Genomic DNA, 24,962 nt, shown 5'->3' on the forward strand with positions numbered 1-24,962 from the left:
TTTATCTCCTTAACTTTATTTTGGCGGTTTGAATTAGCCATAGTACAGGTAGGTATACATATATATATACAAAGCCAATTTGACCTGTCCAAGTATTTAATAAGTTAATTTTATTACGGTTATTTAAGAAAAATGATAAAACAAAGATGAATACGATGATGACTGGCAAAACATATTTTTGCTTTATTCCTAGTGCCTCTTTTATACCACGACTTACTCCCCATAGTGTAAAGGAAACATTGGGTAATATAAAAAAAGCCCAAAAAGAAACAATAATGTATTCAAACCGTTCTATAAAGGGAAATTGTATAATTTTAATCATGCTTAAATATGCCCATATCGCGCTCGCGAGTTGTTTTTCACTAAAAAACGCAAGAGTTAAAATCATAAGGTATGTGTAGACAATAGTCGTTACTAAATTTGCATAGTGCGCATATTTTTGAGACGTTTTTGCCTTTCTAATAAATGGGTAGTACAACAATAACATTTCAAATCCAAAAAAACTAAACATATTTCCTTTCATTCCTTTCATAATTTCTAGGAATGAATGCTGTGCAATTGGAAATAAATTTCGGAAATCTGCATACTGCAAAGGATAAAAAAATGTGAAAATTAGAATACTTGGGATAACGATTCCAAAGAAGCCGATTCCGGCAACTACACGAAATCCTCCAGTTACAATGTAATAACATAGGCCTAAAAAAGCCCCCGCTATAACCCAAGATGAAATTGAAGGAAACATCCAAACATGTACTATTTCGATATAAGTATGTAGTGTTGTTGCACCTAACAATACAATATAGGATAAAAAAATGAAGTTGAACAATCCACCAATCCATTTTCCAAGTACGTTTTGATTGATTGCAATGATGTCTCCATTACCCTGATTTAAAATCTGATATATGATCCAAATCATAAGATTAACAGATATTCCAAAAAGTAGCGTACTAATCCATGCATCATTTCCAACTAATTTTGCACTAATCCTTTCAAAGCCAAGCATACCAACCCCCATCTGTATAGTAATAATTAAAAAAAACACCATATATGGAGATACTTGATACTCAATTGGGATCTGTTTCATAATGCTCCTCCCTGTTAAATTCAGTCATCAAAATCATTTCGTGATATGATTTTATTTTTCTCTACCTCTTCTGGATTAAAACGAAAACGCTGTTTAGATCTTGAAAAAATTGGACGTCGGAACATCGCTGAGATTGGCAGACGTATAATGCTGTCTTTCCAATCTGTAGGGCGTGTGGGATAAAAAGGGAACAAATAAGGACGTCTTAATGATTCTGTACGTAATAAGCGTGCTAAAAGGAAAGAACTTGTTAAAACAATTCCTAATAAGCCCAGCAGGTGTGCAGCTATTATAAAAGGAAAACGAATTACTCGAATTGTATTACCAATTCGATATATTGGTGCTGTAAATGAACTAAGAGCTGAAAGTGCAACAATGATAATAAGTACGTTACTTGTAAGACTTGCCTCCACCGATGCTTGTCCAATTACAATACCCCCTACTATACCGACAGTTAAACCCACTTTAGTTGGTAAACGTGTCCCCGCTTCTCTCAGTAATTCAATCGTTATTTCTAAAAAAAGTGCTTCAATTAATGGAGGAAAAGGTACTTTACTTCTCGATATGATCAACGTTTCAAGAAGTTCTTTTGGAATAAGCTCATAATGATATGTTAAGATCGAAACATATAATGGAGTCGTTAAAACAGAAAAGATAAAAGCAAAAATCCTTAACAGTCGAAAAAATGAGGCAATAATCCAAGGCATGGTGTAATCTTCTGTCGTAGAAAAAAAGTCAATTAATGTTGTTGGAAGGGTGATAGCGTAAGGTGAGCCATCTACAAAAAGTGCAATTTTCCCTTCTGCCAATACAGCTGCTACACGGTCTGGTCGTTCTGTATTCAAAAATTGAGGAAATATAGAATTAGGATTGTCTGCAATTAACTGAATCAAATACGTGCTATCCAAAACGTGGTCTGTTTTTATTTGACTCACCCGTTTTATAATTTCTTGTAGATTTTGATCATTTACAATTCCCTCAATATATACAATTGCAACGGTTGTATTAGAAAGAGATCCTACCTTCAATTCCTTCATTTGTAAATAAGGTGTTGGAAGCTTTCTACGTACTAAATTTAAGTTTACATCTAAATCTTCAACAAACGCGATTTGTGGACCCACGATATTGTATTCAATTTCAGCTTTTGTAATATCTCTTTTTTCTTTCTTTGACACATTTATTAACAAGCCATTTAATTTATCTGTATCGAACTGAATAAGTATATAGCCGCTTAAAATACTATCCTGAATATCTTCCATTTGATTTGTTATTTTTGAATTTTCAAAGGGTAAGACAGACTGAATATCTTGTAATGAATCGAAGCTCTTCTCCTTTATATAAGTTAAAATCTCTTCATGGAATATATTCACATCGATTAATGTTCTAAAATATGAAATGACTATAGAGGAATTGTTTGAATTGATTTCCAATGTTATAAAATCTTTAGATTTTTTTAGTAATTGCATTAAATCCTGTAAAGATTTTATAGATTCATCAGGTACTTTTTCATAAGGTTTCAATTGATAATACCCTTCCTTTCAGAAAGAAGTTACATAAAGTTTTTAAGAAATTTATATTTTAAAAATCAGGCATACTGATATGCAAATATGTCCATTGAATTAGCAATAACCTCTATGAAAATAACTTAACCAAAATTGGTTAAAAAATGCATTGAAAGTAAAAGTTAGAAATAGTTGTAAGCGAAAATATGATATAGATTAAATGAAATCTCCACGCTGTGCTTTTACCAACTTCTCTTCGAGATACCCGCCAACTAAATGATATAAAACCTAAGCTAAGACATTTTTTAAAAGTTGAATAACTGATTTTCCTATGTTAAGGATTTATGAGATGACAAAAGCCCCCTTTTTTTCTACAAAAAAGGGGGCTCGGGTGTATCATTTCTATTTTATTGGAAATTGTAGCACGTAAATTTCTTCTTCAATAACATCCATCTGAAGACGTAATGTTTTACATGCATCTTCTACAGCTTGATTATATACAAGTGGGCCAATTTCTTTCATCATAAACTCCAATATATATTCAGCTTCAAGTGAACTTAAGTCTAGTTCGAATTTTTTATTTAGTCTCAAAGAATAGAATCGAGAACTAATAAGAGGGAGTATATCTAAAAAGATTAAAACGGATCATAACATGGAAAATATAATCAGTCCATGTCATGATCCATTTTTATACGTATAGGCTAAATTTTCAAACTATCATTATGTTATTACATTTTATGTCCCCATTGGTCAAAGTGATAATCTTTACCGTCAATTTTAAACCAACCGTCTGCATAAAGGGAACCATCTTCCCTAGCACAATACCAAAGGTATCCATATGCAAGAGGCCAAGGTCTATATCCACCACCAACTTGGAACCATCCTGTTTTAGCTGCCCCATTCTCATCGAAGTAATAATATTTATTATCGATAGTTTGCCAGCCCGTTTGTACTACGCCGTTATTGTCAAAGTGATATAGTTTACCGTCGATTTTTTCAAATCCTGCTCGGTTAACAGATCCATCTTCATGGAAATAAAATCTTTTCCCGTCAATGTTTTCATAATTATTGAAAATAGTATTGTGGCCATTTGTGAAATAGTATCTTTTACCGTCTATCATTTTCCAGCCGGTATAGAAAGCGCCATCTTCTAAACTATAATATGCTATTGTGTTCGCATTTTTGTTGATTCCTGTTTTCAAAATTGAACCGTCGTTATTAAATGCTAATATTTTGTTGTCAAGCTTAACATTAACAGCGTTGTTTATAGCTTCCCCATTTAGATTAGAAACTCTCTCCAGCACACCTTTGTCGGAAAAGTGAAGGATGACATCTTGATCTTCTAAACGTATTTCTTTTTTATTTGGCACGAAGTTTTGGAAATAATAAATTTTCCCATCTATATCTTTCAAGCCTTCTTTAACAAACGCTCCAGAGGCATCAGAATAGTATAGGTCTCTCCATGCTGATCGTTGCAGAACACCGGAGTCATTGAAGTTATAGTACTTCCCATCAATTAGTGAGTCACTTCCTCCTCCAGTAACCATGTAGCCATAAGGGGATGAGAAATAATAAGTCTTCTCCTTAATTTCTTGCCAGCCTGTCAAAATGACTCCTTCAGCATCTGCAAAGGAATAACCAGTACCTCGATTTATCCAACTGTTCTTTATCACGTTTCCAGAGGAATCTTTTGCACTATATTTAGTAGGGTCCTTTTCATTAGATATAATCTCTATTTTGTCATAATTTTGTTTCTCATTTTCTTTACCCGGATACCACTCTATTAACCAATTGTTAATTTCATTGTTGCTTTTATCAGAGAAACGAATTTCAGATTTGAAACTCCAATCAGTACCAAATTGAGAAGTATATTGATTACCTGCCAGACTTACCCCATTTTTGTTATTCAAACGGAATTGAAATTTACCATCGTTAGAATTTCCTATCTGAACAAGTTCAAACACTTCATCATCGCCAAGCGAATCGGAATATTGAAGTCCGTTTCCTTCTTTTCCTGAAAGATATTTTGAACCTGTCTTTACGATTACTTTATTCGTTCCTTTTTTATAAGGGATAATTTGATAACCTTTACCGTCATTTAGTGTAATGAATGGCAGTGCCATAGATGTCTCTAGGACGTTAGTACGCTCCGCCAATACATCAGATAATCGATCATAAAAATCTGCACGAGCTTTAGGATCAATATTAACATAGTTGTCAAGGACATCTTTAGATACTGGCTTTGAAGTTAATGTTATCAATCGTTTTTGTTCATCTGATAATTTATTTGCTATCTGATCAAATAGGTAATCTGAATTTCTAGCAATCACCGTCCAATCGCCAAAGGAGTCACCGGAATATTTTTTGTAAAGTGGACCAAGAAATCTTGGGTTTTTACCAGATGCTTTTTCTACAAATGCATGTTGGCCTTGATTTATCACAACTCCGGTCTTTCCTTCGTCTAATTGTGCTTGTGTAATGTAAAGAAGATCGTGTTCTGAAACATTTGCTGCATTAGGGTTTAAATCTATAATTGCACCTGCTTCAGTAATTTTAAGCTGCTGTCCAGATTTTAGTTGATGAATTTCAATTTTTCCATTTGGATAGCGTACTTTAACTTGTTTAAGAAAATTCAAATCACCTTGTGTATGATACATAGAAATATTAAATTCCCCAGATTTAAAACTAGGAGCTTGGTAAGTTTCGTTTTCTGCATATACATCAATGTGAGTACCTGGGTCTCGATCCCCTGGGCTTATTCCAAGTGCTTCATAAGTGTTTGCTACAGCACCTAATACAGTAATAGTTATATCTACTACCGTACCTATCCCTGCACTAGCCTTACTTTCTCCAACAGGAGCCATAGAAAAAAGAATACCTAATGCCGCTGTTGCAGGGATTACCTTCTTTCCAATTCCTACAGGAAAAAATTTTTTTACCCTTTTTGTTTCTTTTCCATTCATAATGTCATTCCTCGCTTTTTATTTTTCTATTTATTAATCCGAATCTTACGTTCGAAAGGTTATCTTAATTTAAAAACCTTTCAAATCTCTTACGTAAATATTACAAAAGTCTTTCATAAGGTGATTTTATTGTTTGTTTTCACTGAAAGATTTAATGCTACATGTGTCTCAATTAGGTTGGGAGCATATAAACTTTCTAGGTGAATATAATTTTGATGTAGCATATAATTTAAGCTTACGTAACTTGCGTTAATTCAAATAGTTGCACAAAAACGAAACCTTTCAGACTCGGATCTAAAGGACATCTACCAGAAAAGGCTAAAGCCTCAGTTAAAATGAAGTTGGATACTGGAGAATAAAGCCACTAAAAAAAGAATGCCCTTTTTGTTATTTAAAGGAGCATTCTTTTTTATAAAATAAGCGTACATATCCTTTCAGCAAAGGTTAAAGAATTTCTTGTTATGAGAGTTAGTTTTTGGATCTTTATGTTTCTCATGTATGGCGAAAGCCTATTACAATAGAACTAAGTCAAATATGAAATAACCTTAGGCAGCTCTCATAGGTATAAGATCTATGGGGGATTTTTCATTACAATTATTTTGAATTTTTTTGCACCATAACCGTTAATACCTTATTTTCAAAATTTATAGTGTAACAACGTTAGTGCATATTTTAGACACTTCAGGGTCATGAGTAACAATTAGAATTGTTTTTCCTTCATTATTTAATGACTTTAATATACTCAGCACCTGATCCCGATTCACTTCATCTAATGATCCAGTTGGCTCATCTGCTAGGATGATATCATTCTTTTTTAACATGAGCCTAGCTAATGCTATTCTTTGTTGTTCTCCACCACTAAGTTGATAAATTTTACTGTTTAATTTGTCTAGTAGCCCAACTTTTTCTAGAACTTCTTTTTTCTTGTCATCTTTATTAGGTAACTTAACATATTCTAGTGCTACATCTAAATTTTTGCTCACAGTCTCATTATCAATTAATGCATAATTTTGAAAGAGATAGCCTATTGTATATCTAAAAAGCTCGATTTGTTTTTTCTCGCTCTTCCAAGCGTTTTCTATTCCTTGTATGATTACATCTCCAGAGTCTGGTTCTTCTAAAAGACCTACTATATTTAATAGCGTTGATTTTCCGGTTCCACTTTGACCCGTAATAGCCATCATTTCTCCTTTATTTACAACCAAATTAAAATTATCAAGCACTTGTTTATTTTCATATTTCTTAGATATATTTTTTAGCTCAATTTCCACTTGAACTACGCTCCTTTTAATACGTCCTTATTTTTCTTCTTTTCTACAAATCGAATGATGAAATAAACAATTAATAATTCAACTAACCAATAAGCTGGAATTATAAGTGAAATAATTGTATAGGTTGCTAATTTAAATGTTAATGCACCTAAATAAATTATTAACCAAAAAAGACTTAAGAGAAAACAGATTTTACTGTGTCGCTTATAAAAATCAAAGCCATTGATTCTTTGAACGGCATGAATAAATTTATTTCTTTCTAAATAATTTAAAATTGTAAAACAAGTAATAATAATCTCTATGCTAAGTAATAATGTTACAAAAAGAAGAGTAAATTGAAGTTCGCTTTTTAATTTAAAGAGATAATCATCTACAATACTATATAATGACGGCGTTGTAAGAATGATATCTTGGAGACCTGCGATTTTAATGTCTTCTTTTAATTCTTTATAAGGCTGACTTGGATTATCTACTTTTGGGAAAAAATAACGCCCAGTTAAATAACTTAAATAGCTGTCTCCACCCATATTTTCTGAGTTAACAACAATCAATATAGCGCCCTTGCTATAATTTTGGTTGTTAACCTCTAGCATAGGATTATACAAAAAATGTTTTTGGTTATCTTGGATATAGAGAAGTTTAATTTCAACCTGTTTATGTGGTTCAATTTTTTCTCCTATGCTTTCCTTATGTTTATCTTCATCAATAAACCTTGTGAATTGATACCATTCTTTATACATTTTTAAAATATCAGCTTCGTTGCTGCGATATTTATTGGGAACTAATATAACTAAATAGTCACCATAATCAGCATCGATATTGATTTTTTTACCATTCAAATCATAAACTGGATTATCATGTAAATAATTAGAATTCACTTGAAGGGTGTTACCGCCATGAGGATCATACTCTTTAACATCTCCTATAGTATTGTTTAAAGAATTGTTATACTCTAACTGTTTTTTGTACGTTATACCATCTGATGGTTTTATAAGCAAAGCCCCTTTTTGGTTAGTTATTCCAAATAGTTTCTTGCTTTTAATTCCAGTTTCATATTCCCAGTTTGTGCGGTCGCCTATAATATTACTTTGATATTCATAAAAACTATAATTTTTTGTTGTATCCCATTGTTCCTGGTTAGAGTTTTGTACAGTTAGATCTTGATAATAATTTATAAGATTAAAAGAAAAGATAATTAGAAAAATCGAAAAGATAAACTTTGAACTATAATTTAAAAATTGAACTAGTTTTAATGGTTTTTTATTTTTTAATAGTTCCAGAATTTTTATATGATATATCATTAAAGAAGGAAGTAGGCTAACTAGAATAGAAATACCTGAAAAAATTAATTGCCACACAATCCATGTACTACCAAAATCTAAGAATTTACTCATCCCATTATAAAAAAACAAGTATATTACTTGTCCTATAATAACTACCATTAAGGATAACGTATGAATTTGAATACTTTCTTTTAATAGATGCTTAAAAATCAGTTCTCTATCCGTATATCCAAACAGTTTTCTAATTGCCAAACTTTTATAATTTAATAATATATAATATAAAAAACTCAGGAAGATGAGTAACAGAACTATAGTAAGAACTATAATAAAGTACTTATCAACTCCCTGATTTTCTAGGATGTTCATAGCACCTACTCGTTCTGACTCTTCCGTTTTGAACCCGATTTCGGTATTTAATTTCTCTTTTACCTTTTGAACAACGTTTGGATTGTTACTATCAACAAAATAAGCGCCTCTCAAGTTTTCATCTTTTGCCGCTTCTATAGGCCTAATTTCCACCATAAGTTCAGGTGAAAATATGTTTATCTTTCCAACCTGCTCTTTATCTTTCGTATCTCTTGATGACAAATAACTTGCTGCGGAATGATCTTGAGTGAATATCTCTCCCCATTCTAGCGGATATTTTTGTTTGAATTGTGTTTCATCCCCGATAGCTGCATAGATAGTTACTTTTTGTTTTTTTGAAGTTTTAATCGGTTTATATGATAATTTATAGATGTTGATTTTTTCCTTTTTGGATAATTCCTCAATCTTTCTTAGTTTATCTTCCGGGCGTTCATCTTTATTCAATTCAACCACTTGAATTCCATTTTTATCAGAAAAATTTATATTTACCATTTCTCTTTTTTCAAAGTGCTTAGTAAATACAAATGAAGATACAGCATAGGCTACAAGTACTAAAGTAATTAATATTTTTTTCATACCAGTCTCCATTTTCCGTATTCTATTTTCATTTAGAATTCAAATGAAGATAGAATACCCTTTGTCTTCAAATATTAATAAAAATAATTTGCTTATCTATATGTATATAAGTCACATAAAATAGAATCCTAGAACATGCAGGTAATAACCCACGAGTTCTAGGATTTTTCTTACTTTTTATTTAACAGACCAATAAGATTCATCTACACCAGCTGTATCAGGTGCACTTGCATATGAAGTATAACCTGGGTTCGTCCATGGAGAACTATAATAATATTGTCCGATTACTGAAGATTTGTGAACTTTGCTTCCGTGGTAATAATTTGACCAAACTGAACCACCACCGGTTCCATAATTCCATGTTCCCCCCCCTACATTTTGTGTTGCAGCAAATGCTGCTGTTGCTCCTGAACCAAGTATTGCAGCACTTAATACTAATGAACTTACAGTTTTTTTCAATTTCAATGTTTTTTCCCCCTTTAACATCTAATTAATTTATTTAGATATTGCAGACTGACTACCTTTTTATTTTTAAACAACCGCATTAAAAAATAAATATATAGAACAGAATACAATAAACTAACAAATAGGAAGTAAATAAGGTAAAGATACTCAAATGAAAAAATAATTCAATTAAAAATAGGGTGGGAAATATTAACTTCAAATCGTTTTTTTAAATATTATCACAGTTTTTTTCAAGAAAGACACATTCAAAATTTTTTAAATAAAATTCCGAATTTTCTGTAATTATTTGATATAAAAATAGTGATACTTAAAAAGAAAATTTTCAATCAAGTAAGTATTTACAAATATAGAGGGGAGTAATTGGAAAGTATTTTAAATAATGCAATTTAAGAAATAGACATTTTCAATTTTTTGTTAGCATGGAATCGTATGGTATGCGATCTAAAAAAAATTTGTGGTAAGTGTGAGAAATCACTTTGTTTAATACGTTATATAAGGTATAAGAAATTGTCTATCCATTATTAACGTTACATATTACAAATTAAATATTTCGATAATACGGAAAGAATAAATTTTTACTAAATATGCCTTAGATTCACTTTCTTAATTGCATAAAAAATTAAAATAAGAAAGAATTTAGGGGGTGAGATAGTATGAAAGATATTTATGAACTATTACAAGAGATCCATATAAACCTAACTGAATTTGAAGAAATAAAATGTAGTGAGGTAGAAAAAGAGAAAGTAAAAGGTTTTGTAAAAGAGTTAATTAAAAAGAAGGAAGACTGAAAATGTTTATAACGCAAGTATCAATCTAAAGAATGAAGCGATAAGGCTTCTAACCGCAAGGACTGTGGAGATAGCCTAACTCTTTACTTAGGAATCTCCCTCTTCTAAAAAAGTGAAAGTGGGGGTAGTTTAATCATAAGAAGTCATTGACGTATTTGAAACATGAAAATTAATTGTATTAACTTTAAATAACAGCACGGTATTAGTACATCCATTGACCTTTAATTTTTACATATGTCTCATCAATCCGCTAAGAATCCTTGATTGACTTAGGGGGTTCTGGAACAAAGATTATTATTTTTTACTTACAATTAGTAGATTTGTAATCTAGTAGTATTTCAACAATGGAATTAATAGTTTTGTTTTGGGCACTATAGTAGACTTCTAATCCTTTTCTATCATTTCTAATTAATTTTTGAGATTTCATCTTTGCTAAATGCTGTGAAACAGTAGATTGTGGGATACCCAGTATACCTACAATTTGTGTTACATTACATGCCCCTCTTATAATTAATTCTTTCAAAATTTCAATTCTTACTGGATGAGCTAATGCCTTAAAAACTTCTGCGTCTTTTTCATAATTTAACAAACTAAACATCTCCTTTTGAATCGATATATGTTTATAATATTAATAATTTATTCTGCATCATCTTTTTGATTTAATTAGTTTTTTATTTTTTCAACATACCCTGGTATGCTTGAGACACTCTTATTCTCTTTTTTTACTTCCTTTAATTCATCTGAAAATGTTGCATTTGGCTTTTTCATATTAGACATAATTCCAAGATCACCTTTGATGGTTTCTTACCTAAGTAACTTTGCTTAACCGAATCAGTGGTTTCTAGTAGTAGGAATTGACCTCTACCAAGGAATTGACTCCCTTCATGTACTTTCGCAAGAATCCTTTTTGGGATATGCCAGAAATTCCAATAGTTAATAGCGATTGTGTAAACCCTACACCTAATGTATCGACTTATTTGATACATTGTTAGCTATTCGCCAGAACCTCTATGTAACTAATTTTTTTCAAAGAGTATTTTTCTATAAAAAACTGCAACTCTAATTGTTAGTTATGTCTAACAATTAGAATTGCAGTTCACCAATTAGGTTATATTTTGCTTTCTATTTAGACACGTACAGCTGTACCGCTTACTGCAACCATTAGCATTCCATCACGAACGACTTCGTAGTCTACATCGATACCAACAATTGCATTTGCTCCTTTTTGCGTTGCAAGTTGTTTCATTTCTTCCATGGCAATGTCACGAGCTTCTTTTAATTTACTTTCATAAGCACCAGAACGGCCACCTACAACGTCACGAACAGAAGCGAATATGTCGCGTACGATATTTGCACCCATAATTGCTTCACCGTTTACGATGTCTATATACTCAATAATTTCTTTACCCTGAATAGTATTAGTTGTTGTTACGATCATTATTAACACACTCCTATAATTTTTAAAAAGTTATTGTTGATTGCTATAATCCTATTATTAATTTTAAAAACTAAATAAACTATCTAATAACCTTACTTGAACTACCCCCACTTTCACTTCGTTTAGAAGAGGGGGATTCCTAAGTAAAGAGTTCTATTGAACTCTAATTTATTAGGCTATCTCCGCAGTCCTTGCGGTTAGAAGCCTTATCGCTTCATTCTTTAGATTAATACTTGCGTTAATATCCCTATCATGGTGTGTACGACAAGAAGGGCAGTCCCATTTACGTAGGTTGAGATTTTTAACGTCTTTGTTTTGATATCCACAACAAGAACATAATTGGCTGGAAGCAAATGTTTTCGATACGACAATGACTTGTTTGCCGTACCATTTTGCTTTGTATTCCAACATGGTTCGAAACTGTGACCATGATACCTCACTAATTGCTTTTGCTAACTTATGATTCTTTAACATATTCGATACTTGCAAATCCTCTATACCGATAACATCGTGGTTTTTGATGATTTCAGTTGAGATTTTGTCCAAGTAATCTTTTCTAGCATTTGCCATGTATTCATGAATTCTAGCCACTTTTACTCGCTGTTTATTCCAGCGAGAAGATCCTTTTGTTCTTCTAGAAAGAACACGCTGTGCTTTCGCCAACTTCTCTTCTAATGATCGAAAAAACTTCGGATTTTTATAGATTGTTCCATCTGACAAAATGGCGAAATCTTTTAGTCCCACATCCATTCCAATGTAAGAATGTGTTTTCGGAAGTTCTTGTACTTCTGTTTCAACTAACAAGGACACAAAGTATCTGCCAGAAGGGTTCCGTCTAACTGTAGCATTTAAAATACGTCCTTTTACTTCACGACTTTTGGCAAATCGAACAAGACCTAGTTTTGGCAATTTTATTTTGTCTCCTACAACGGCAATGTTTTCATTTGTTTGTTTTGTGTTGTAAGATTGTACGTTGTTTTTCTTAGATTTGAAACACGGGGCACTGTTTTGTTTTTTGAAAAAGCGTGTATAAGCATCCGCAAGGTTGCGAACAGACGACTGAATCGCAATACTATCCACTTCTTTGAGCCAAACAAATTCTTTCTTCATGGCAGGAAGTTTGGCAGAGCATGTACCATATGTCAAACCTTTCCCTGTCTCTTTGTATGCGTTATCCCATAGAGATAGGAAATGATTGAATACAAAACGAGAACAGCCAATTGTTTTATTAATTAGGGTTGCTTGTGCTTGATTTGGATAGATACGAAATTTATATGCTTTATTAATCATCACTCATTTCACCTCCATTTCGGCATGTGTCTATTATACAACAAACATACATTCGATAGATAGTGAAGTAACAGTTTATGTATGTCGAACAATTAAGATTGCTTCCTGCCATCTCTTGTCCGAAGCCAATTCATCTCCCACCTACTCACTTCGCGTTCCTTGAGGAAGGAGTCTTCTTGGCTAAAATGATAAAGATGACAGTTCTGTAAGGGTGAAAGAAAACAAGCTATCCACAAAAAACTTGTTTCTTGTAGGGGTTATTTATCAAAAAACTGCATATCCATCAATCATATCTACTGGTAATTTATTATATACAGATGCTTCAGAAATAATAGTAGCCGATACTACATATAACGATAAAACATCGATTTTAACATTTATAATCTTAAAGAAATAGATTTAATTTTCAATTCATTCCCATCAGAAAATGATACTGTTTCGACGTTCTTTTGAATTGCCCTATTGCCCAAATTTGTTTTCTTAACACTAATATTAAAATGCTTTCAATATTAAAAATAGTTTTTGTAAGTTTTGTAAATACTTTTGTAATTAAAAAAAAGTATAAGCGAATCGATTTTCTGCCAAATTAGTTGCAATGTTTGTTTTCGTTCCATCTATATCCTTTTCCTCGTACCGTAAGGAGAAACTCAGGATTAGAAGGACTAGTTTCGATCTTTTGACGAAGACGATTGATATTCACATCGATGACTTTTGTATTACCTACACAATTTATACCCCATATTTTATTTAGGAGTTCATTACGTGAAATTGGTTTCATGGAATTTTCCATTAAATATCGTAAAATAATATGCTCTGTTGGAGTTAAATCAATTACTATCTCATTCCTATATAATTCTCCTAGCAGAAGATTTAATTGAAATGGCCCCGAATGAATCAATTCCAATTCCTTTTTATTTTTTTGAATTCTTCTTAGCAATGATTGTACACGTGCTACTAATTCAATTATACTAAATGGCTTTTTAATATAATCATCTGCCCCAATTGTCAAACCGTGTACCTGATCTTTCTCTTGAACAAGTGCCGTTAATATAATAATACCAATATCTTCATTGTTTTTTCGTATACTTTTGCATACCCGAAATCCATCTATTCCTGGTAACATAACATCAAGTATTACAATATCAACATTATTCTGTTCTAAAAGTTCAAGAGCTTTTTCACCTGTATCGGTTTCTAAAACATTGAAACCAGCACGCTGCATGTTCAATGTAATAAAACTACGGATGGTTATATCATCTTCTAATACTAAGATTGTTGTCATACTCACCGCTCCTTTACTCTTGTTGATAAACGGCTATTGGTTTGATATAAGTTCTAAGATTCTGGTAGTTTATTTTCAAAAAATTTTATATACATGTGCACTTTTTTTATATGTATCAACTCCTAGGAGTCACTATATATGTCCATCAACTTAAAAATCTAGTAAAAAAACTGTCATCCTTTCGATTTAGTCTTTTAGAAAGAATAACGTGGAGCTAGTAAAGATTCTTAAGTTGGTGGACATGGAGTGGTATCCCTAGTTTATTCGTTCTATATTAATTAAGTGATAGGACTTTTTCGTCCTTAATCTCATTCCCCTGTCAACTCTACGACCACATAATTTATTACGTGAAAACGAAATATTTTTCATCGTTTGCTCTTAAATTCCCACGTTTTTATATACACCTCAAAACGCTTTGACTAGATAATACAAGTTCTCTTCTGATTCACCTGAATAAAGTTGAGCCTCTTGAAACTCCCCAATCGATTAGCTGATTAATGATGCGCCGTTTTTTTCTTTTTACATGATAGATGTGCTGTTCTAGTTTTTTTGGACCTTTTGCATGCTTTCAAGAAATTAATTCTTGTGTTGCCATTTCTACAAACTGAATATCAGACTCTACAAGGTATTGAACATATGCCGTTTTCGCCTTCATATATTCATCTTCATTTTTCCATCTGTGATGGCTGCCATCATAAAGTATAAAAAAGGAGTCGCTTTTCAACAGACTTATCAATTTATTTATTTCGTTATTCTGATTAAATATTTCTTTTGCTTTTTTATGTGCCTGTAACACTTTGTCTTTCGAACATCCACCTACAAGCAAATAATGTGGAGTAATTAAACTCATTTTGTTATTCCCCCCCTCTATTGCCCTCATATACGATCCAGAAAGGATAGGAACAAAGAGCACGTATTGATTCTTCAAGCTAACATGATTTAAAAAGCATGAATGAGAGGAAGGATAATCTCAAATGGCTAGTGATATCTTCTAAAAAGCTGTCCTTCTTCTCACTTTGTACAACAAACACTTTAAGTTCGGATAAATGAGCTTGTTCTTTATACTTAGCTTTAATATCAAAGATGGTTCCACTTAAAAATGATTATGCATTTCTCCCCCACTTGAATCCAACGGTTTCATGAAGCATTTGTTTTGTCATTTCCATTGTGAATTCTTGGGCCTGCTTTTTCGAATGGATATCTATAATTCCATTCGAAGCAATCATTTCTCCCACCCTTTCGTAGTTATGGCGTTTTTATATAACTAAATACAATACAACTAACCAAAATGGCATTACCATTAAAAATCCATTTCTAATCCCTATTGCAAAAGCTAAAGGATCAACATTACAGTATGACGTTGCCTCTTTTTTAACCCGCTGCAACATCTTTTTTTGGGTGGGAAGGCTCATAGTGAATCTCCTTATCTTTCAATCTGTTTTCGTTTTCCATAACAAACTACCACCAAAACAGCCTATACAATAAATCACAATGAATTTCATAAAAATTTCTATAATTGCATCCGTCATTCCCCATTCTCCTCTCCCAAGGCCTGTAATACACAGGCTATAATTAGCAGAGTAAGAATTAATAATAAACTCCCTATATTTCGGTATTTTCTAAGCATCGGCATTCTCTCCTCGTAATTAACGTTTATTTCAGAAAAAAAAACAAGCTACGAAAAGTCAGAGAAGAAAAGAGCCCAATTTACCTCGTTATGAGCAAATCGGCTCTTTAATATTCAGAAGACATAAGCAATGTAAACTTATTGGGTGTAATATCCCGAACGTATATTCTCCTAAGAAATTAATATCTTCCTAGCCTAAAGGCGAATATCGTACGCTAGAGATCTTTTCATTTAAGAAGCTTGGTTGCTCCAAAATGCTGGCGGTGGACCCAAATAGTACATAATATCCTCGAATGATATTAATATAATCTCCATGCAATATCAATTCTTTTTTTATAAAAATTATAAAAAAAGAATTGATATTGGTTTTTTTATGACACTTATCGACAAATTATTTACTTTTATCAATTATCAATTTATAATAATTACAACTTAATATACATACTACATAACATGAAATAATTACTTAGTTGAGCATATAGTTCCCACTGGAGCGGTTTTAAAAAAATTCCAAAATGATGGACGAGTACTCATACGGATTAATTTATATAAATATAAGGAGAATGAAACAGCAGAAAAGATGTGTTATTAGTATGCTCTAGTTTAGAAGATTACTAATCGGTTGGATAATTTCAGGTGATAAGACAGAGTCATGGATTTCTTGCAGAGTATTTTAGGTTGGCTATGGTAAATATACAAGATATATTTATAGATTGATTCGCGGATCCTATTTCAAAAAATGAAATAAAAACGATTTTTATTTATTGACAAGCAATAAAACTAAATATATATTAAATTATAATAATTATTATGAAAAAATTATTATCGTTTATAAATAGGAGGTTCCACATCATGAATCCAAATAATCGCTTAACAACAAACCAAGGTGCTCCAGTTGGAGATAACCAAAATTCTCGTACAGCTGGTCGCCGTGGGTCGGTATTATTAGAAGACTATCATTTAGTAGAAAAGCTTGCTCATTTTGATCGTGAACGTATTCCAGAGCGTGTTGTACATGCACGTGGTGCAGGTGCTCACGGTGTATTTGTAACTAAAAACAGTATGAAGCAATATACGAGGGCAGCATTTTTACAAAATGAAGGAACTGAAACGCCTGTATTCGTTCGTTTCTCAACAGTTATTCATGGCCAAGGCTCTCCGGAGACAGCACGTGATCCGCGTGGGTTCGCTGTTAAATTTTATACAGAAGAAGGAAACTACGATATCGTAGGTAACCATTTACCAGTTTTCTTCATTCGTGATGCAATTAAATTCCCTGACATGGTGCATTCTTTAAAGCCAGCACCTGATACAAATATTCAAACGCCAGATCGTTATTGGGATTTCATGACGTTAACACCAGAATCTACTCATATGATGACATGGGTATTTTCTGATTATGGTACACCAGCAAACTATCGTGAAATGGAAGGTTTCGGCGTCCATTCATTTAAATGGATTAATGCAAAAGGTAAAATTGTTTACATTAAATATCACTGGAAACCACAGCAGGGTGTACGAATTTTAAGTGCAAAAGAAGTGGAACAAGTACAAGGTAAAGATTTCAATCATGCAACTCGCGATTTATTCGATGCGATTGAAAAAGGAAATCATCCAAAATGGGATCTATACGTACAAGTGATGCAATTAGATCAAATGGATTCTTTAGATTTCGACCCATTAGATCCAACAAAAGTATGGCCAGAAGATTGTTTCCCACTCATTGAAGTAGGGACAATGACACTAAATCGTAACCCACAAAACTTTTTTGCGGAAGTAGAGCAAGTGGCCTTTACACCAAGTGCAACTATACCTGGTATTGAACCATCTGAAGATAAGCTATTACAAGGTCGTTTATTCTCTTACCCAGATACACAGCGTTACCGACTTGGTGCAAATTATTTACAAATCCCTGTAAACTGCCCATACGCAACTGTTCGTAATCAACAACGTGATGGTGCGATGCAAGTAAATCAAAACCCATCTACAATAAACTATGAACCGAGCCGCCATACTGAAAATCCAGTTGAAGACCCAACATACCGCGATTCAACTATGAGAGTAGGAGGCTATGTATCTCGTGAAAAAAATGAGAAACCGAACGACTTCAAACAAGCCGGTGAGCGTTATCGTTCATTCTCTAAAGAAGAGCAAGACAACTTAATTGCAAACTTAACTAATGACTTGAAAGACGTAAATGAGCGTACGAAACTACTAGCTATTTGTAACTTCTTCCGTGCAGATCGCGAATATGGTATTCGCTTAGCAGAAGCATTAAATGTTGATATTTCATCGTATGTAGGAATTTCTACAAAATAATAACATGCTTAATTTTATTTTACTCTCAAATTTAACTTACAATATGTAAGAAAAGAAGTTGTCTCAAAAATTCGTTAAAAAACGACTTTTTAGGGACAACCTCTTTTTTTAGTTCTCTTCAACAATAGATAGGATTATTAATATTTGTTCATACAATTTATGCAGCATTTCCAAATTATTATTTTGTTTTTGCTAATCCTACAATTGCAATGCAGGCATATAGCTAACATATATTGGCTGTATTTTCTTATTATCGTTATAGCAAGGTTCTACACGCTTCCCTATGGATATATTTTTATTTTGGGAACCTTGGCGAAGAAGGGGTCTGTGTAGCAATGGAACCAAATCACGCAATAAGTATTAGCGGACATTATCCGTGCACAAAAAAAGAAAACTCTTCAATTTGGAAGACCTTCCTTTTTAAAGATTCATAAATAATCTACATAGTTTATCATATCTGACAAAGGAATTATAAATGTAACTTTAGTTCCTATATTTACCTTAGAGTCAATCGTAATTTTTATGCCTAGCTTGGAACAAAGCTTTTCACATAGATACAAGCCCATACCTGTACTTTTACTAAATCTTCTACCATTTTCACCTGTAAATCCTTTTTCAAATACTCTATTTATATCTTTATCTACGATCCCTACTCCATTATCTTCTATAGTTAACATGACTGAGTTAGCTTTCTTAACTGAATATATGCTGATCATGGGCGTTTCACTGTTTGCATATTTTACAGCGTTCCCTATTATCTGATTGAGCATAAACTCGAACCATTTTCTATCACTATATACAATTTCATTGATATCTTTTATATCTAGTTTGATTTTCTTATGAATGAAATCCCTATAATTTCTTTTCACGACATTCCTTACTGCATCATTAAGTTGAATGGGTTTAATAATGTAGTCTTTGCTTACATTGTTACTTCGTGAATAATACAACACCTGTTCTACAAATCCCTCAATCCTATCGATCTGGAGGTCTATTTTATTCGTTAATTCATTTTGATTATTTTCAATAATTAGCTTTGTAGAAGCAATTGGGGTTTTAATCTCATGTACCCATGTTTCTATATACTCCCTATAGTCTGCCTGCATATCTTTATAGTATTTCACCTTCTCATGCATATCTCTACTTACCTGCTTCAGTATATGGTTTAGTTTTTCCCCATGGATAAAATGAGCTTCCTTTATTACTTCTGGAAGTAGGTATTTCTTATCTAAACTTTCTAATATGCTGTCAACTTCATCATAATATGCTTTAGCCTGTATACACTCTAAAGCCATATACGAAAATAAGGGCAAAAACCAAATACAAAACACAAAGAATATGAGAAGGGCATGAAAATCCATCATAACCATCACAACTAATAATATAAAAAATAACAGCAGATTAGACATAATTACTATCACTTTGTCTTTAATGAATTCACCTATACTCATGGCATGATATACCCCAATCCCCTTCTTGTTTCGATTGGGTTTTCGATACCAAGCTCCTCAAGTTTTTTTCGTAATCTAGTAATATTCACAGTTAAAGTACCGTCATCTACAAAATAATCTGATTTCCACAAGTGTTCCATAAGGAACTCCCTTTTTACGATATTTCCCTTATTGTTTATTAAATAGGAAAGGATTTTCACTTCATTTTTCGTTAACTCTATCACTTGATCTTTATACATAACGCTTGCATTGGAAAGATTTAAATGGAAATCCATGTAACTTAACATATTACTCGTCTTCGAGCTTCCATATGTTCTTTTCATGATATTTGTTATCCTTGCTAATAATATTTCTGTATTATAGGGCTTTGTAATAAAATCATCTGCACCTAAATTCATACTCATTAATTCATCTACTTCATTGTCCCTACTTGTAACTATTATAATTGGAACATCTGAATTTTTACGTATTTCTCTACATATATAATATCCATCGAACACAGGAAGATTTATGTCTAGCAATATAAGATCTGCATTTTCGTTTTCAACATACTGCATAATATTAATATAATCTATAGGAGCTTTTACATCGTATCCATATCTTTGTAAAAAGTTTTGCAATTCTTCTCTAATCACTTCATCATCTTCAATAATCATAATTTTTTTCATATAATTCCCCCACCGATCTATTTCACCTTTCATTATATTATCTCTAATATTTTATATAAATATACAGCTATATTTAACTACTAAATATGAAAGTGCATATTTAGTTTTATTAGGGATTTTCACCTATTACATTCTTGATTATATTAAAGAGGTACCTACTTTTCAGTAAATACCTCTTTACATGAATCCTTATTTATCATTTAATATTTAACTTTTCTTTCACTTTTTCAGGTAATTGTTCCGCTGTTACCTCTTTATATGAGTTTATATCATTTGAATCCTTATTCAATGGTTTAAATACATCAACAGCAAGATATGCATTTACTCTCAGCTTTTTTTTAGCCCAAAATTTCACAGGAACCTCATTTCCGTTTTTATCATAGGCCACAAGATTATAACTAACGAATTCCTTCGAAGGGGCCGTGCCGTCTGATTTTCCATTTTCCGTTATTTTAACGTAACACTTTTCATACTTCAGTTTATTATAACCGTACCAGCCTCCAACTGCTGCGAATAACAGTCCACTTAAAATACTTAAAACAATTAGCGTTTTTTTCAAAATAATCACCTTTTACTTCTATTATTTTTACTGCTGAATTTTACTAAAGCCTTGTCTACAATCAATCTCTTTATAAATTACTCTTAACAATATTTTTATATCCTATATATGTTGTAAAGAAATATCCTACATATACTATAATAAATATGAAAGCAGTCATTAGCGCTGGAAGGGTAATATCTAGTTGATACACATTACTTATCGTGTCACTCATCATCTTAATTCCCACCACTGAGTGAATCAATGCAAGAATAACCGGAAGACTAAAATATATGCCAGTTTGCATAAAAATTGTTTTGTTAATCATTCTTTCGTTTGCACCAATTCTCTTTAAGGCTTTATATCTTTCTATACTATCACTGGCCTCTGATAATTGTTGAAGAGCTAATACAGCCATGCTAGTAATTAAGAACACGATTCCAATATATATTCCGATATACAGCACCATAACTGTGAACCCCTTGGATTCTGAGTATGTTTGATCCTTTGATACCCCCTGTGGCATACCTCTATCCCGATATCCAGCCATAAAAAAGTCATGGTCGATTTTAGCATATTTTTTATTATATTCTTCTCTGTTTTTATCTAAATAATTTACATTAAATACTGACATACGAATCTTATAACCTGATAAAAATTCATCATTTATAATGATTGTACATACATTATCTGTAAAACCACTAGTAGTATGAAGATTTTCTTCTATAACTTTAGTTTGTTTTACCGAATATTCCTTTCCCTTAATATTAAGTTTTTTACTGTCTTTTAACTTTTTATTAATTGGTTGAATTACTGGACCTTTATCTGATGAGATTAAAACCTCATCCTTATTTAAATTTATTTCTGTTTCACCCTTTAATTGGAGAATTTTATTATAATCAGATACCTTAACAAAGCTTACGTTAAATGGTTGAAGCTTTTTATCTCGAGATTTCAACAATTCTCCTACGCTTAACTCTGCATCATATTCATTGTAAACTATATATTTTTCATTTTTACTTATTTTAGATTTAATCTTATTTAACGTATCTTCATGGTTATTTTGACTAACATTGTACAACCTAACACTAGCATCAAAAGGCGTTACTTGTTCAAGTCCTTCTTCAGTAGCTTGTTTAAAACTTATTCCGGTAGACAATATCCCTATTGTAAGAAATAACATTAAGCAAATGAGAGACATGGATAAAAAATTCGTATTCACCTTACTATTTATTTGTTTAATTATAAAAATATTTAACTCTTTTAAATATATCTTTTTATTTTTCTTTACTATATACAAGATGAATCCAGATAAACTAAAGAAAAATAATACTGTACCTAAAATTCCAAGGATTATTGCTAGCAGGAACATAGGATTATCTATCCTAAAGCCTATTTTCAGTATTGTTTTATATGCATAGCCAAGCGAGATTACGCATAAAATAAATACCATTAGATGTATAATAGGATTTTTAAATTTTACCTCTTCATTTTTCTTACTTGCTGTTATCAAATCGATGATTTTATACTTAGAAATAACAAATACATTAAAGATTATAACAAGTAAGAACATGATACCAAAGTACAATATAGTCTTACCTATAGCACCAGTCGAAACTGCGAATTTATATTCATTCATCGGTAAATCAAATAGCTTTAAAGTCAAGCTAGATAAGGCTTGTGATACTACAATTCCTAGTATAAGTCCGCTAATTAAAGATATAGCCCCAACTATTATGGTCTCTGTTACTAATATGCTAGATATTCTTCTTTTTCCCATACCTAAGGTCATATAAATTCCTAATTCTTTTTTACGTTTCTTTATTAAAAAATTACTCGCATATAATATAAGACTTCCTAATATGATGGATACAAATACTGATATACCAGCCAATGTACTAGTTAATGTTTTTATATATGATGAACCTGAATACTTCAGTTCAGTAAGCGCCTTTTGTGACTCTATTGAATTAAAGCTATAAAATATACAAACAGCTAATGTTAGTGTTAAGAAATATATAGCATAATCCTTAAAACTCTTCTTTACATTACTTACGGCAATCTTAGAGTACATTATTATCATCACCTCCAAGCAGTGTGATTACTTCGATAATTTTATTAAAGAATTCTTTTCGAGAATCATTTCCTCTGACTAACTCATTAAAGATTTTCCCATCTTTAATAAAAAGGATTCTACGAGCATAGCTAGCTGTAAAGGCATCATGCGTAACCATAAGAATTGTTGTCTTTAAATCTTTATTTAGACTCTCAAATCTTTCCAGTAATAATCTAGATGATTTAGAATCCAACGCTCCGGTTGGTTCATCCGCAAGGACTAAGGATGGATCTGTCACGATTGCTCTTGCTGACGCAACCCTTTGTTTTTGTCCACCTGACATCTGATAGGGATATTTGTTTAAAACTTCTACAATCTCCAAATACTTTGCTACTGCTTTTATTTTCCCATCTATTTCTGAACTTTTTTCACCTTTAATTGTTAACGCTAAAGCAATATTTTCGTATGCTGTAAGAGTATCTAATAGGTTAAAATCCTGAAATATAAAGCCTAACTCATTTCGTCTAAATTTATCTAATGCTTTTGATTTTAACCTAGTAATGTCACTATTATTGATGATTATTTTTCCTGTAGTAACATTATCAATAGTTGATATACAGTTAAGAAGCGTAGTTTTACCACTTCCCGAAGGTCCCATGATTCCAACGAATTCCCCTTCATCTACTTTAAAGCTGATATTATCAATTGCCTTTGTTACGTTATCTTTATTTCCATAATACTTTTCAATTTTTTCAACACTTAATATGCTTTTCATTTGTAGCACTCCTTTTGGTAACGCTCCTTTTTGGGATTTCGTCTTATGTAACTTATTTTATCCGGTTATATTTGTAGTATCGATGGAACTACATTACATTAACGTTACATTTTTGTAATGTTTCACAAAAGAAACCCTCGACTCATGAATAAGCCGAGGGAAAAATAATGAAAGAGAATTTTGTTTTAGGCACAGTTCCTAAGTGGAAGCTAGATCGGAGTTAATATTTTAGACACAAAAAAGTTAAATCTATGCTACTTTTTTAGCCATATCTTCTATTACTTGGTGATTCGTGGGGTCTGAAGCAAATCACGCAATGAGCATTAGCGGGCATTATCCGTGCACAAAAAAGGAAGGCTCTTTAATTTGAAAGACCTTCCTTTTTAAAAATACATGTTAGTATTATTTATAGATGTCACCACGAATTCCGATGGCTTGTATGTATATGACTTTCTTATTATAATTTATTTCAAATAAAATTCAAAAGGTTCCAACCTGTAATTGATATAAATCTGTGTAACCCTTCATACTTCTAATATCTCCTTTAGGGGAGATTTCAAGAAGCCTCTTCAGCCCTTCAGCAATTCTTTTTTGTATTCCTTTTTCTTACTTTGCAATAAATTTTATTGCGAACTTATGGTAAATCAACTTGTATCCCGAACTCAAGTTCCTGCCTTCTCCTGATACATATCCTTCTTCATTTTGTAATTGTTCTAGCTCTTGTTTCAATAATAGTTCATCATCTATTTCTGTACAATCAATGTTCTCCCAATCTGCAAGTTTTCTTTTTGAGCGTTGAAATCTTCTTAACGAATAGCCATATACTACACCGACCTTCGGTATTGTTTTAAATGTCCACTAATTAATATTAGTGGACATAAAGTGTAGAAAAATAAACGTTTGATGTCCGCTAATGCTTATTGCGTGATTTGGTTCCATTGCTACACAGGCCCCAAGAACTAATGTATACTTGAATCTTTGTAAGAATAAATACTAAAATATAGATAGTTAATCAATTTTAATTATGTAAAAACTACATAACTATAAACAGTGCTAATAATGGCTTAATACTCTCGTATCAAGGGGGAAGTACCTAATATCCTGAAGAGAGATTTCAAGGCATCTGATATTGAGGATAATAATTTGTGGTATGGTTCAATTTGCTTGATAGAGTAGAGAAATGAGATAGAATAATAGACTTTATGAAAAGAGCCCTTAGG

General features: G+C 32.0%; 22 protein-coding genes and 2 pseudogenes. 3 read left to right on the forward strand and 21 right to left on the reverse strand.

The features are described 5' to 3' along the window. Window position 1: 1 nt before the first annotated feature. The 7 genes from ACUN26_RS28140 to ACUN26_RS28170 form a co-directional block, all read right to left on the reverse strand. Window positions 2–1,084, reverse strand: coding sequence for a GerAB/ArcD/ProY family transporter (locus ACUN26_RS28140; protein WP_000809704.1), 1,083 nt, complete (start codon window positions 1,082–1,084; stop codon window positions 2–4). Between the two features lie 20 nt (window positions 1,085–1,104). Further along, the gene (locus ACUN26_RS28145) at window positions 1,105–2,604 is read right to left on the reverse strand and encodes a spore germination protein (protein ID WP_000805991.1); all 1,500 of its coding nucleotides are present in this window, start codon (window positions 2,602–2,604) and stop codon (window positions 1,105–1,107) included. A 384-nt stretch (window positions 2,605–2,988) separates the two neighbouring features. Next, window positions 2,989–3,177, reverse strand: coding sequence for a DUF2164 family protein (locus ACUN26_RS28150; RefSeq protein WP_223268719.1), 189 nt, complete (start codon window positions 3,175–3,177; stop codon window positions 2,989–2,991). A gap of 137 nt (window positions 3,178–3,314) precedes the next feature. After that, window positions 3,315–5,549 carry an N-acetylmuramoyl-L-alanine amidase family protein gene (locus ACUN26_RS28155; RefSeq protein WP_001013441.1) on the reverse strand — a complete coding sequence of 745 codons (2,235 nt, stop codon included), beginning with the start codon at window positions 5,547–5,549 and terminating at the stop codon, window positions 3,315–3,317. 644 nt (window positions 5,550–6,193) lie between these two features. Next, window positions 6,194–6,820, reverse strand: coding sequence for an ABC transporter ATP-binding protein (locus ACUN26_RS28160; protein WP_000402084.1), 627 nt, complete (start codon window positions 6,818–6,820; stop codon window positions 6,194–6,196). Between the two features lie 5 nt (window positions 6,821–6,825). Continuing rightward, the gene (locus ACUN26_RS28165; protein ID WP_000722047.1) at window positions 6,826–9,045 is read right to left on the reverse strand and encodes a DUF1430 domain-containing protein; all 2,220 of its coding nucleotides are present in this window, start codon (window positions 9,043–9,045) and stop codon (window positions 6,826–6,828) included. A 177-nt stretch (window positions 9,046–9,222) separates the two neighbouring features. Continuing rightward, on the reverse strand, window positions 9,223–9,510 hold the full coding sequence (locus ACUN26_RS28170) for a lactococcin 972 family bacteriocin (protein ID WP_000768886.1): 288 nt from the start codon (window positions 9,508–9,510) through the stop codon (window positions 9,223–9,225). A gap of 653 nt (window positions 9,511–10,163) precedes the next feature. Between ACUN26_RS28170 and ACUN26_RS28175 the strand changes: the two genes are divergently transcribed. Next, on the forward strand, window positions 10,164–10,298 hold the full coding sequence (locus ACUN26_RS28175; protein ID WP_000653177.1) for a hypothetical protein: 135 nt from the start codon (window positions 10,164–10,166) through the stop codon (window positions 10,296–10,298). Between the two features lie 150 nt (window positions 10,299–10,448). Here the strand turns inward: ACUN26_RS28175 and ACUN26_RS28180 are convergent. The 4 genes and pseudogenes from ACUN26_RS28180 to tnpB form a co-directional block, all read right to left on the reverse strand. Continuing rightward, window positions 10,449–10,548, reverse strand: a pseudogene (locus ACUN26_RS28180) (DDE-type integrase/transposase/recombinase); the annotation flags it as partial. Between the two features lie 51 nt (window positions 10,549–10,599). Further along, on the reverse strand, window positions 10,600–10,887 hold the full coding sequence (locus ACUN26_RS28185) for an ArsR/SmtB family transcription factor (protein ID WP_000935902.1): 288 nt from the start codon (window positions 10,885–10,887) through the stop codon (window positions 10,600–10,602). Window positions 10,888–11,424: 537 nt separating this feature from the next. Continuing rightward, window positions 11,425–11,736 carry a heavy metal-binding domain-containing protein gene (locus tag ACUN26_RS28190; protein ID WP_000637486.1) on the reverse strand — a complete coding sequence of 104 codons (312 nt, stop codon included), beginning with the start codon at window positions 11,734–11,736 and terminating at the stop codon, window positions 11,425–11,427. Window positions 11,737–11,907: 171 nt separating this feature from the next. After that, window positions 11,908–13,029, reverse strand: a complete 1,122-nt coding sequence (gene tnpB, locus ACUN26_RS28195; RefSeq protein WP_000973303.1) for an IS200/IS605 family element RNA-guided endonuclease TnpB — start codon at window positions 13,027–13,029, stop codon at window positions 11,908–11,910. A 238-nt stretch (window positions 13,030–13,267) separates the two neighbouring features. On the opposite strand from tnpB, the gene ACUN26_RS28200 reads away from it, so the two are divergent. Continuing rightward, window positions 13,268–13,423: a hypothetical protein gene (locus ACUN26_RS28200; protein WP_277496084.1), complete on the forward strand. Its 156-nt coding sequence runs from the start codon at window positions 13,268–13,270 to the stop codon at window positions 13,421–13,423. A gap of 189 nt (window positions 13,424–13,612) precedes the next feature. On the opposite strand, the gene ACUN26_RS28205 is transcribed toward ACUN26_RS28200, so the two are convergent. The 4 genes from ACUN26_RS28205 to ACUN26_RS28220 form a co-directional block, all read right to left on the reverse strand. Then, window positions 13,613–14,308 carry a response regulator transcription factor gene (locus ACUN26_RS28205; protein ID WP_000207757.1) on the reverse strand — a complete coding sequence of 232 codons (696 nt, stop codon included), beginning with the start codon at window positions 14,306–14,308 and terminating at the stop codon, window positions 13,613–13,615. A 568-nt stretch (window positions 14,309–14,876) separates the two neighbouring features. Further along, window positions 14,877–15,158 carry a hypothetical protein gene (locus ACUN26_RS28210; RefSeq protein ID WP_000053164.1) on the reverse strand — a complete coding sequence of 94 codons (282 nt, stop codon included), beginning with the start codon at window positions 15,156–15,158 and terminating at the stop codon, window positions 14,877–14,879. Between the two features lie 253 nt (window positions 15,159–15,411). After that, window positions 15,412–15,534 carry a hypothetical protein gene (locus ACUN26_RS28215; protein WP_000562068.1) on the reverse strand — a complete coding sequence of 41 codons (123 nt, stop codon included), beginning with the start codon at window positions 15,532–15,534 and terminating at the stop codon, window positions 15,412–15,414. Window positions 15,535–15,564: 30 nt separating this feature from the next. After that, window positions 15,565–15,696 (reverse strand): hypothetical protein, encoded by a 132-nt coding sequence (locus tag ACUN26_RS28220; protein WP_002039926.1) that lies wholly within the window; start codon window positions 15,694–15,696, stop codon window positions 15,565–15,567. A 1,091-nt stretch (window positions 15,697–16,787) separates the two neighbouring features. Between ACUN26_RS28220 and ACUN26_RS28225 the strand changes: the two genes are divergently transcribed. Further along, window positions 16,788–18,254, forward strand: coding sequence for a catalase (locus tag ACUN26_RS28225; protein WP_001069196.1), 1,467 nt, complete (start codon window positions 16,788–16,790; stop codon window positions 18,252–18,254). A 428-nt stretch (window positions 18,255–18,682) separates the two neighbouring features. On the opposite strand, the gene ACUN26_RS28230 is transcribed toward ACUN26_RS28225, so the two are convergent. The 6 genes and pseudogenes from ACUN26_RS28230 to ACUN26_RS28255 all read right to left on the reverse strand — a co-directional run bounded on the left by ACUN26_RS28230 (window position 18,683) and on the right by ACUN26_RS28255 (window position 24,339). Beyond that, complete coding sequence (locus tag ACUN26_RS28230; protein WP_000021943.1) at window positions 18,683–19,705, reverse strand: sensor histidine kinase; 1,023 nt, start codon at window positions 19,703–19,705, stop codon at window positions 18,683–18,685. Further along, window positions 19,702–20,373 (reverse strand): response regulator transcription factor, encoded by a 672-nt coding sequence (locus ACUN26_RS28235; protein WP_000723288.1) that lies wholly within the window; start codon window positions 20,371–20,373, stop codon window positions 19,702–19,704. Before ACUN26_RS28235 ends, ACUN26_RS28230 begins: the two co-directional genes overlap by 4 nt. A 196-nt stretch (window positions 20,374–20,569) precedes the next feature. Beyond that, complete coding sequence (locus ACUN26_RS28240; RefSeq protein WP_002039923.1) at window positions 20,570–20,941, reverse strand: YxeA family protein; 372 nt, start codon at window positions 20,939–20,941, stop codon at window positions 20,570–20,572. Between the two features lie 61 nt (window positions 20,942–21,002). Beyond that, window positions 21,003–22,985 carry an ABC transporter permease gene (locus ACUN26_RS28245; RefSeq protein ID WP_000286995.1) on the reverse strand — a complete coding sequence of 661 codons (1,983 nt, stop codon included), beginning with the start codon at window positions 22,983–22,985 and terminating at the stop codon, window positions 21,003–21,005. Next, complete coding sequence (locus tag ACUN26_RS28250; protein ID WP_000836176.1) at window positions 22,975–23,742, reverse strand: ABC transporter ATP-binding protein; 768 nt, start codon at window positions 23,740–23,742, stop codon at window positions 22,975–22,977. The genes ACUN26_RS28245 and ACUN26_RS28250 overlap by 11 nt, the downstream gene beginning before the upstream one ends. A 402-nt stretch (window positions 23,743–24,144) precedes the next feature. Then, window positions 24,145–24,339 (reverse strand): annotated as a pseudogene (locus ACUN26_RS28255) (type II toxin-antitoxin system RelE family toxin). Window positions 24,340–24,962 lie beyond the last annotated feature (623 nt).

Source organism: Bacillus sp. WC2503 (assembly GCF_052682895.1).

Excerpts from the sequence above, each read along its gene's own strand:
- ACUN26_RS28190 (WP_000637486.1), bottom strand. The coding sequence starts at position 11,736 with ATGATCGTAACAACAACTAATACTATTCAGGGTAAAGAAATTATTGAG.
- ACUN26_RS28165 (WP_000722047.1), bottom strand. The coding sequence starts at position 9,045 with ATGAAAAAAATATTAATTACTTTAGTACTTGTAGCCTATGCTGTATCT.
- ACUN26_RS28175 (WP_000653177.1), top strand. The coding sequence starts at position 10,164 with ATGAAAGATATTTATGAACTATTACAAGAGATCCATATAAACCTAACT.
- ACUN26_RS28235 (WP_000723288.1), bottom strand. The coding sequence starts at position 20,373 with ATGAAAAAAATTATGATTATTGAAGATGATGAAGTGATTAGAGAAGAA.
- ACUN26_RS28140 (WP_000809704.1), bottom strand. The coding sequence starts at position 1,084 with ATGAAACAGATCCCAATTGAGTATCAAGTATCTCCATATATGGTGTTT.
- ACUN26_RS28230 (WP_000021943.1), bottom strand. The coding sequence starts at position 19,705 with ATGAGTATAGGTGAATTCATTAAAGACAAAGTGATAGTAATTATGTCT.
- ACUN26_RS28245 (WP_000286995.1), bottom strand. The coding sequence starts at position 22,985 with ATGTACTCTAAGATTGCCGTAAGTAATGTAAAGAAGAGTTTTAAGGAT.
- ACUN26_RS28225 (WP_001069196.1), top strand. The coding sequence starts at position 16,788 with ATGAATCCAAATAATCGCTTAACAACAAACCAAGGTGCTCCAGTTGGA.
- ACUN26_RS28155 (WP_001013441.1), bottom strand. The coding sequence starts at position 5,549 with ATGAATGGAAAAGAAACAAAAAGGGTAAAAAAATTTTTTCCTGTAGGA.
- ACUN26_RS28250 (WP_000836176.1), bottom strand. The coding sequence starts at position 23,742 with ATGAAAAGCATATTAAGTGTTGAAAAAATTGAAAAGTATTATGGAAAT.
- ACUN26_RS28210 (WP_000053164.1), bottom strand. The coding sequence starts at position 15,158 with ATGAGTTTAATTACTCCACATTATTTGCTTGTAGGTGGATGTTCGAAA.
- ACUN26_RS28205 (WP_000207757.1), bottom strand. The coding sequence starts at position 14,308 with ATGACAACAATCTTAGTATTAGAAGATGATATAACCATCCGTAGTTTT.
- ACUN26_RS28220 (WP_002039926.1), bottom strand. The coding sequence starts at position 15,696 with ATGTTGCAGCGGGTTAAAAAAGAGGCAACGTCATACTGTAATGTTGAT.
- ACUN26_RS28215 (WP_000562068.1), bottom strand. The coding sequence starts at position 15,534 with ATGATTGCTTCGAATGGAATTATAGATATCCATTCGAAAAAGCAGGCC.